Annotated in this window: 1 protein-coding gene; it reads right to left on the reverse strand. The window is 58.3% G+C overall.

Going from position 1 to position 242, the window contains the following annotated elements:
* Positions 1-45: 45 nt before the first annotated feature.
* Positions 46-242: PhnE/PtxC family ABC transporter permease (locus KJQ96_RS39480; protein WP_375293280.1), on the reverse strand; the 197-nt coding region annotated here is incomplete at its 5' end.

Consider the following 242-nt stretch of genomic DNA (forward strand, 5'->3'; position numbering starts at 1 on the left):
CGGTTTGTCAGAACGATGAGCGGCAACTCTGTCATCGAGGCACGGTTACTTGAGCGATTTTCGCAAGTACGCGCCGACGCTGTCGACGATTACAACGCATGCGAGGATCGAAAGCAGGATGGCCGAAACCTGGTCGTAGTTCAGGAGGCGCAGAGCCGAGATCAGCTCGAAACCGATTCCCCCTGCGCCAACGATGCCGAGCACGGCGGAAGCGCGGAAATGATACTCCCACCGGTAGATCG

The organism is Bradyrhizobium sp. sGM-13 (assembly GCF_018398875.1).
Taxonomy (GTDB): Bacteria; Pseudomonadota; Alphaproteobacteria; order Rhizobiales; family Xanthobacteraceae; genus Bradyrhizobium.